The sequence below is a fragment of the Streptomyces sp. SM1 genome (genome assembly GCF_002910825.1).
Taxonomy (GTDB): domain Bacteria; phylum Actinomycetota; class Actinomycetes; order Streptomycetales; family Streptomycetaceae; genus Streptomyces; species Streptomyces okerensis.
In genome coordinates, this window is sequence record NZ_NEUB01000015.1 from 1 (window position 1) to 7491 (window position 7491).

The window sequence follows — 7491 nt, forward strand, 5'->3', positions numbered from 1 at the left end:
CCCCGCCGCTGCCCCTGCGCGGTACCCGTGAGACGCGCCCCACCCCGGCCGAGGCCGTTCCCGGCGCCCGCCTCGGTGACCGGGACCCCCTCACCGACCACGGGGCCACGCCCCTCACCCCGCGTGGCACCCCGGTGCGCGGCACCATGGACAGACCCCATCTGCCCCGCCGGCGCGCCCAGGAGCACATCGCCCCCCAGCTCCGCGACGGCCCCGCGCCCCGCCAGGACACCGAGTACGTCGCCACCCACGACCCCGATCTGATGGCGGCCTTCCAGCGTGGCATCGGTCTGGCGGAGTCCCAGCAGGCCCCGCCCGCCGTCCCGCGGCCGTCCGCGGCCGCCCTCCGCACCGACCACACCGCCCGGCAGGACGGGAGCGAACCCGCCGGATGACCACCCCCCACCCCGCCCGGCCCCCCTCTCCCCGCGCTCCCGCAGACCTTCGTACCCCAAGGAGTCGATCCACCATGGCGAGCGATGCGCCGACCGCCCAGGTATCCGACCTCGACTGGCTGATGAGCGGCCTCGTGCAACGCGTACCGCACACCAACAGTGCCGTACTGCTGTCCTGCGACGGGCTGGTGAAGTCCGTGCACGGACTCGACCCGGACAGCGCCGACCACATGGCCGCCCTGGCCTCCGGCCTGTACTCCCTCGGCCGCAGCGCCGGTATCCGCTTCGCCGGCGGCAGGGACGTCCGCCAGGTCGTCGTCGAGCTCGACTCGACCCTGCTGTTCGTCACCACCGCGGGCTCCGGCACCTGTCTCGCCGTGATGGCGGGCCGGGAGGCCGACGCGGCCGTACTCGGCTACGAGATGGCGATGCTGGTCAAGTCCGTCCGCCCGTACCTGATGACCGCACCCCGGCAGCAGGGCGTCGAACCCCCGGCGATGAGGCCTTGAACGTGAAGGCGGCCGGTGACGGGCCGTGGCTCGACGACGCGGCCGGCCGGCTGGTGCGCCCCTTCACGGTCAGCAACGGCCGTACCCGCCCCACCGTCGCACTCGACCTGCTGTCGCAGGTGCGGGCCACCGGCGCCACCCCTCTCGGCTACCTCGGCCCCGAGCACGCGCAGGCCCTCGACCTGTGCCGGGCGCCCGTCCCGGTCGCCGAGGTCTCCGCCCATCTCAGGCTGCCGGTGGCCGTCACCAAGGTGCTGCTGGCGGACCTCGTCGAATGCGGGGCGCTGACCGACAAACCACCCGAGTTCCACCACACCCCGACGGACCGGGCCCTTCTGGAGGCAGTGCTCGATGGACTACGACGACAGCTCTGACCGGATCGACGGCGCACAGTACGGTGACGACCCCTTCCCCACCGCGCTCAAGATCCTCGTGGCGGGCGGATTCGGCGTGGGCAAGACGACCTTCGTCGGCGCGGTCAGCGAGATCGCGCCCCTCAGCACGGAGGAACTCCTCACCACGGTCGGCGCCGCCACCGACAACCTCGACGGCATCGAGAACAAGGTCGAGACGACCGTGGCCATGGACTTCGGCCGCATCACCCTCGACGCGGAACACGTGCTGTACCTGTTCGGCACGCCCGGCCAGGAACGGTTCTGGTTCATGTGGGACGAACTCTGCGAGGGCGCGCTCGGCGCGGTCATCCTGGCCGACACCCGGCGCCTGGAGGAGTGCTTCGCGGCGGTCGACTTCTTCGAGCAGCGCGGCCTCGGGTTCATCGTCGCGGTCAACGAGTTCGACGGCGGCTTCCGCTACGAACCCGGGGAGGTGCGCGCCGCCCTGGACCTCCCCGCGGAGGTCCCCGTCGTGTGCTGCGACGCCCGGATCTCCTCCTCCGGCGTACAGACCCTGCTGACCCTCGTCCGCCACCTCATCGTGCACGCCCCGGCCACCGCGACGGGGTACGGCGCCCCTATGTGATCCCCGCACACCTCGGAGTCCGTTCATGATCCTCGCCCACCGTCCGGGAGCCCGCCCATGAGCTACGACCCGCCCCGTCCGGCCGGTCGTCTGCTGCTCACCCCCGAGGACAAGGAGGCCCCGGCCCGCATCCACAGGCTGCGCGGACTGGGCCTCGGAGACCATCCCGAGCCCGCGCTGGACGCCTTCGCGTACGGTCTCGCGGAGCTCACGGGTGCGCCGTACGCCATGGTCAACTTCCTCGGCGAGGAGGGGCAGTTCTTCGCGGGTCTGCACACCCCGGCCGTCGCGCCGGCCGTCCGCGGCGACGGCAGCGGCGCCCTGCTGGGGCGGGTGCTGCCCCGCGACCACGGCTTCTGCCCTCACGTGGTCGCCCGGCGCAAGGCGCTGGTCCTGGAGGACGTCAGCGACTACCCCAGGTTCGCGGGCAACCCGGTGGTGGACGAGTTCGGCATCCGCTCCTACCTGGGCGCGCCGCTCGTCGACAGCACCGGCATGGTGCTGGGCACCGTCTCGGTCACCGACATCCGGCCGCGGGCCTGGGGCCGGCCGGGGCTCGCGGCCATCAAGGCGCAGGCAGCGGATCTCGCCGCACGGCTGGAACGCGGGGAGACGGACGGGCTGCCGCTGTGAGGGTCCCCGCGCCGCCGATGGGGTGACGGCGTGAAGCAAAGCTGTGGCCGCGCTTAAGAAATCCTCGATGGACCGGTGAGGGTGTTGTACGGCAGATTGCAGTGCATTCCACTCCTCTTCCCGGACCGGGGCCTGTTCGGCACGCCCCGGAGCCGGGACTCACCCCTCAGGAGCCGTAGCGTTGAAGGCGCTCGTCAAGGAGAAGGCGGAACCCGGGCTGTGGCTCGCGGACGTCCCGGAGCCCGCCGTCGGACCCGGCGGCGTACTGATCAAGGTGCTGCGCACCGGTATCTGCGGCACCGACCTGCACATCCGGTCCTGGGACGGCTGGGCCCGGCAGACGATCAGCACGCCGCTGGTCCTCGGGCACGAGTTCGTCGGCGAGGTCGTGGAGACCGGCCGTGACGTCCCCGACATCAAGAGCGGTGACCGGGTCAGCGGAGAGGGCCATCTGGTGTGCGGCAAGTGCCGCAACTGCCTGGCCGGACGCCGCCACCTGTGCCGGGCCACGGTCGGCCTCGGCGTGGGACGCGACGGCGCCTTCGCCGAGTACGTCGTGCTTCCCGCCGCCAACGTGTGGGTGCACCGGGTCCCCGTCGACCTCGACGTCGCCGCGATCTTCGACCCGTTCGGCAACGCCGTGCACACCGCGCTGTCCTTCCCGCTGGTCGGCGAGGACGTCCTGATCACCGGCGCCGGTCCGATCGGACTGATGGCGGCCGCCGTGGCCCGGCACGCCGGCGCGCGCAACGTCGTGATCACGGACGTCAGCGAGGAGCGTCTGGAGCTCGCCCGCAAGATCGGCGCGACCCTGGCCCTGAACGTCGCGGAGTCCACCATCGCCGACGGACAGCACACGCTGGGACTGCGCGAGGGTTTCGACATCGGCCTGGAGATGTCCGGCCGGCCCGAGGCCATGCGGGACATGATCGACAACATGACGCACGGCGGCCGGATCGCCATGCTCGGCCTGCCGGCCGAGGAGTTCCCGGTCGACTGGGCCCGGATCGTCACCTCGATGATCACCGTCAAGGGCATCTACGGCCGTGAGATGTTCGAGACCTGGTACGCCATGTCCGTCCTGCTGGAGGGCGGCCTCGACCTCGCCCCGGTGATCACCGGCCGCTACTCCTACCGCGACTTCGACGCCGCCTTCGAGGAGGCGGCCGCCGGCAAGGGCGGCAAGGTCATCCTCGACTGGACCGCGTAAGTCCTCCGCCTCCCTAGGAGCTTCCCGACATGTTCGACTCCGTGCGCGACGACCTGCGCGCCACCCTCGACGAGATCCGCGCCGCCGGCCTGCACAAGCCCGAGCGCGTCATCGGCACCCCCCAGTCCGCCACCGTGAACGTCACCGCCGGCGGCCGCCCCGGCGAGGTGCTCAACTTCTGCGCCAACAACTACCTCGGTCTCGCCGACCACCCCGAGGTGGTCGCCGCCGCCCACGAGGCCCTGGACCGCTGGGGCTACGGCATGGCGTCCGTCCGCTTCATCTGCGGCACCCAGGAGGTGCACAAGGAGCTGGAGGCGCGGCTGTCGGCGTTCCTCGGCCAGGAGGACACGATCCTCTACTCCTCCTGCTTCGACGCCAACGGCGGTGTCTTCGAGACCCTGCTCGGCCCCGAGGACGCGGTGATCTCCGACGCGCTGAACCACGCGTCGATCATCGACGGCATCCGGCTCTCCAAGGCCCGCCGCTTCCGCTACGCCAACCGCGACATGGCCGACCTGGAGCGTCAGCTGAAGGAGGCCGCGGAGGGCGGCGCCCGCCGCACGCTCGTCGTCACCGACGGCGTCTTCTCCATGGACGGCTACGTGGCCCCGCTGGACGAGATCTGCGACCTCGCCGACCGGCACGGCGCCATGGTCATGGTCGACGACTCGCACGCCGTCGGCTTCGTCGGCCCCGGCGGGCGCGGCACGCCCGAACTGCACGGCGTCATGGACCGCGTCGACATCATCACCGGCACCCTCGGCAAGGCGCTCGGCGGCGCCTCCGGCGGCTATGTCGCCGCCCGCGCGGAGATCGTCGCCCTGCTGCGCCAGCGCTCCCGCCCGTACCTGTTCTCCAACACCCTCGCCCCGGTGATCGCCGCCGCCTCCCTGAAGGTCCTGGACCTGCTGGAGTCGGCCGACGACCTGCGCGTCCGGCTCACCGGGAACACCGCCCTGTTCCGCCGCCGGATGACCGCGGAGGGCTTCGACATCCTCCCCGGCGACCACGCCATCGCCCCGGTGATGATCGGCGACGCCTCCCGCGCGGGACGCATGGCGGAGCTGCTGCTGGAGCGCGGGGTGTACGTGATCGGCTTCTCCTACCCGGTGGTACCGCAGGACCGGGCCCGTATCCGCGTCCAGCTGTCCGCCGCGCACTCCACGGAGGACGTGAACCGCGCGGTGGACGCCTTCGCCGCGGCACGGGCGGAGCTCGACGCCTGAGCGGAGCACACCGAACGATTTGAGACAATCGCCTACATGATCGAGGCGCGGCGGCTCCACATCCTCCGTGCGGTGGCGGACCACCGCACGGTCACGGCGGCAGCCGCCGCGCTGTATCTCACTCCCTCCGCGGTCTCCCAGCAGCTCGCCGCGCTGGAGCAGGAGACCGGCCACCGTCTCGTCGAGCGCGGCGCCAAGGGCGTACGCCTCACCCCGGCCGGCGAGATCCTACTCGGCCACACCAACGCCGTCCTGGCCCAGCTGGAGCGGGCCGAGGCCGAGCTGGCCGCCTACGGTTCGGGGGAGGCCGGCACCGTCACGGTCGCGGCCTTCGCCACCGGCATCGCCCAGGTCGTCGCGCCCGCGGTGGCCCGCCTCGCCGCCACGGCGCCCGGCATCCGTATCCGGGTCCGGGACGCCGAGGGGGACGCCAGCCTGCCGATGGTGCTGGACCGGCAGGTCGATGTCGCGGTGGCCGTCGAGTACCGCGGGGCGCCCTCCGCCGACGACCCGCGACTGACCCACGTGCCGCTGTACGCGGAGCCCTTCGACGCGGTCGTGCCGGTCACCCACCGCCTGGCCGACGCCGCGGAGGTGCCGCTCGCCGAACTCGCCAAGGACTCCTGGATCGGCCCGTACCCCGGCAACCCGTGCCACGACGTGGTCGTCCTCGCCTGCGAGAGCGCGGGGTTCCAGCCCCGTCTCGAGCACTCCTCGGACGACTTCCGCGCGGTGGTGGCCCTGGCTTCGGCGGACGGGGGTGTCGCCCTGGTGCCCCGTTCGGCGCTGCGCGGCATGGACCTCGCGGGCGTGGTCGTCCGCCCCGTCGACGGGGTGGCGCCGACCCGCCGGGTCTTTGCCGCCGTGCGCCGGGGCGCCGAGGGGCACCCGCTGATCCGTCCGGTCCTCGACGCGCTCCGCGCGGCGGCCGAGGAGGCGTAGGAGGACCGGAGAAGACCTTCCTCGGCATCCCGGATCCGGGATATGGTCCCGGATATGAAACAGGGCGAGACGGGGCCGGCCCCGGACCCCGTCGACGTCCGGCTCGGCGCACGACTGACCGGACTCCGGGCCGAACACGGCTGGTCCCTCGGCGAACTGGCGGAGCGCACCGGCGTCAGCCGCTCCACCCTCTCCCGCGCGGAACGGGCCGAGACCAGCCCCACCGCCTCCCTGCTGAACCGCCTCTGCGCCGTCTACGGCCGGACGATGTCCCAGCTCCTCAGCGAGATCGAGGCGGAACCGGCGCCGGTGGTGCGCGCCGCCGACCAGGCGCTCTGGGAGGACCGGGCCTCCGGATTCGTCCGCCGGTCCGTGTCCCCGCCGCACGGCGGGCTGCGCGGCGAACTCGTCGAGGGACGGCTCGCCGCCGGTGCCGACATCGCCTACGACCGTCCGCCCGTGCCCGGCCTGGAACAGCACATCTGGGTCCTGGAAGGCGCGCTCCACGTGACGGACGGGGACACCGGACACCGCCTCGGAGACGGCGACTGCCTCAGACTGCGCGTCTGGGGGCCGACCCGGTTCCGTTGCCCCGGCCCCGGTGACGTCCGCTACGTACTGATGGTGGTGCGCCCGTGAACGTCGTCCGTGCGGACGCCGCTCGACTGCTCGAGCTCGGCGAGGAGTTGGCCGAGCTGCTCACCGACACCGTGGACGGTGGCGCCTCCGTCGGCTTCCTCGGCCCGCTCGACCGCGGGAAGGCGGGCGCCTGGTGGCGGGAACGGAGCGCCGCCGTCGCCGCCGGCCGGCTCACCGTGTGGCTGGCGTACGAGGAGCCCGGCCGGGTGCTCGGCACCGTGAGCCTCGCCCTCCCCGACAGGCCCAACAGCGCCCAACGCGCGGAGCTGGTGAAGCTGATGGTGCACCGTGCGGCCCGGGGCAGGGGACTCGGGCGGAGGGTGCTGACGGTGGCCGAGGAGGAGGCCGCCGCGCGGGGCATCACCCTGCTGCACCTGGACACCGAGACCGGCAGCCCCGCCGAACACCTCTACCGCACCTCCGGCTGGACCCCCGTCGGTGCCATCCCGGACTACGCCGCGGACCCGGCCGGGGTGCTGCGGCCGACGACGATCTACTACAAGCGTCTCGGAGCCGCCGCGACATCGCCCGCCACCAGGTGATTGTCAGTGCCGGCCGCTACGGTGCCTGCCATGCCGGATGCCGAAGACGTACGACGGATCGCCCTGTCCCTGCCGGACACGACGGAGAAGACCGCCTGGAGCATGCCCACCTTCCGGGTCGCGGGCAAGATGTTCGCCACCCTGCCCGAGGAGGAGACCTCCATCGCCGTGCGCTGCCCCAAGGAGGAGCGCGACGAGCTGGCCCTCGCCGAGCCCGGGAAGTTCTGGATCGCCGGCCACGAGGCACAGTTCGCCTGGGTCAGGGTCCGCCTCTCCGCGCTGGAGGACGAGGGCGAACTGCGCGACATCCTCGCCGACTCCTGGCGCCAGGCCGCTCCGTCCCGGCTGCTGGAGGCCCACTCCCGGCTGGGACTGCCGCCCGCGGACTGAGGGCCGCCCGGGCACGGCCGA

The 7491-nt window shown here is 72.8% G+C and carries 10 protein-coding genes and 1 pseudogene; all 11 read left to right on the forward strand.

All coding sequences use genetic code 11. The features are described from left to right. A pseudogene (locus B9S61_RS00125) lies at positions 1-395 on the forward strand (ATP-binding protein); the annotation flags it as partial. 74 nt (positions 396-469) lie between these two features. Further along, positions 470-904, forward strand: a complete 435-nt coding sequence (locus tag B9S61_RS00130) for a roadblock/LC7 domain-containing protein (protein ID WP_103540330.1) — start codon at positions 470-472, stop codon at positions 902-904. A gap of 2 nt (positions 905-906) precedes the next feature. After that, on the forward strand, positions 907-1278 hold the full coding sequence (locus B9S61_RS00135) for a DUF742 domain-containing protein (protein WP_103540331.1): 372 nt from the start codon (positions 907-909) through the stop codon (positions 1276-1278). Next, positions 1256-1885, forward strand: a complete 630-nt coding sequence (locus B9S61_RS00140) for an ATP/GTP-binding protein (RefSeq protein WP_103540332.1) — start codon at positions 1256-1258, stop codon at positions 1883-1885. The genes B9S61_RS00135 and B9S61_RS00140 overlap by 23 nt, the downstream gene beginning before the upstream one ends. Positions 1886-1942: 57 nt before the next feature. Then, positions 1943-2518 (forward strand): GAF domain-containing protein, encoded by a 576-nt coding sequence (locus tag B9S61_RS00145; RefSeq protein WP_103540333.1) that lies wholly within the window; start codon positions 1943-1945, stop codon positions 2516-2518. A gap of 181 nt (positions 2519-2699) precedes the next feature. Further along, positions 2700-3728, forward strand: coding sequence for an L-threonine 3-dehydrogenase (tdh, locus tag B9S61_RS00150; RefSeq protein WP_103540334.1), 1029 nt, complete (start codon positions 2700-2702; stop codon positions 3726-3728). Positions 3729-3757: 29 nt separating this feature from the next. Further along, a complete protein-coding gene (locus tag B9S61_RS00155; protein WP_103540335.1) occupies positions 3758-4957 on the forward strand; it encodes a glycine C-acetyltransferase in 1200 nt (399 codons plus the stop codon). A gap of 36 nt (positions 4958-4993) precedes the next feature. Next, positions 4994-5899, forward strand: a complete 906-nt coding sequence (locus B9S61_RS00160; RefSeq protein WP_103540336.1) for a LysR family transcriptional regulator — start codon at positions 4994-4996, stop codon at positions 5897-5899. Between the two features lie 54 nt (positions 5900-5953). After that, positions 5954-6538 carry a helix-turn-helix domain-containing protein gene (locus tag B9S61_RS00165; protein ID WP_103540337.1) on the forward strand — a complete coding sequence of 195 codons (585 nt, stop codon included), beginning with the start codon at positions 5954-5956 and terminating at the stop codon, positions 6536-6538. Continuing rightward, a complete protein-coding gene (locus B9S61_RS00170) occupies positions 6535-7080 on the forward strand; it encodes a GNAT family N-acetyltransferase (protein WP_103540338.1) in 546 nt (181 codons plus the stop codon). Before B9S61_RS00165 ends, B9S61_RS00170 begins: the two co-directional genes overlap by 4 nt. A gap of 30 nt (positions 7081-7110) precedes the next feature. Continuing rightward, positions 7111-7470, forward strand: a complete 360-nt coding sequence (locus B9S61_RS00175) for an MmcQ/YjbR family DNA-binding protein (RefSeq protein ID WP_181007163.1) — start codon at positions 7111-7113, stop codon at positions 7468-7470. Positions 7471-7491 lie beyond the last annotated feature (21 nt).

What these genes read in the sequence shown, in the direction of transcription:
- B9S61_RS00160 (WP_103540336.1), top strand. Translation starts at nt 4,994, where the DNA reads ATGATCGAGGCGCGGCGGCTCCACATCCTCCGTGCGGTGGCGGACCAC.
- B9S61_RS00175 (WP_181007163.1), top strand. Translation starts at nt 7,111, where the DNA reads ATGCCGGATGCCGAAGACGTACGACGGATCGCCCTGTCCCTGCCGGAC.
- B9S61_RS00145 (WP_103540333.1), top strand. Translation starts at nt 1,943, where the DNA reads ATGAGCTACGACCCGCCCCGTCCGGCCGGTCGTCTGCTGCTCACCCCC.
- B9S61_RS00155 (WP_103540335.1), top strand. Translation starts at nt 3,758, where the DNA reads ATGTTCGACTCCGTGCGCGACGACCTGCGCGCCACCCTCGACGAGATC.
- B9S61_RS00130 (WP_103540330.1), top strand. Translation starts at nt 470, where the DNA reads ATGGCGAGCGATGCGCCGACCGCCCAGGTATCCGACCTCGACTGGCTG.
- B9S61_RS00165 (WP_103540337.1), top strand. Translation starts at nt 5,954, where the DNA reads ATGAAACAGGGCGAGACGGGGCCGGCCCCGGACCCCGTCGACGTCCGG.
- B9S61_RS00140 (WP_103540332.1), top strand. Translation starts at nt 1,256, where the DNA reads ATGGACTACGACGACAGCTCTGACCGGATCGACGGCGCACAGTACGGT.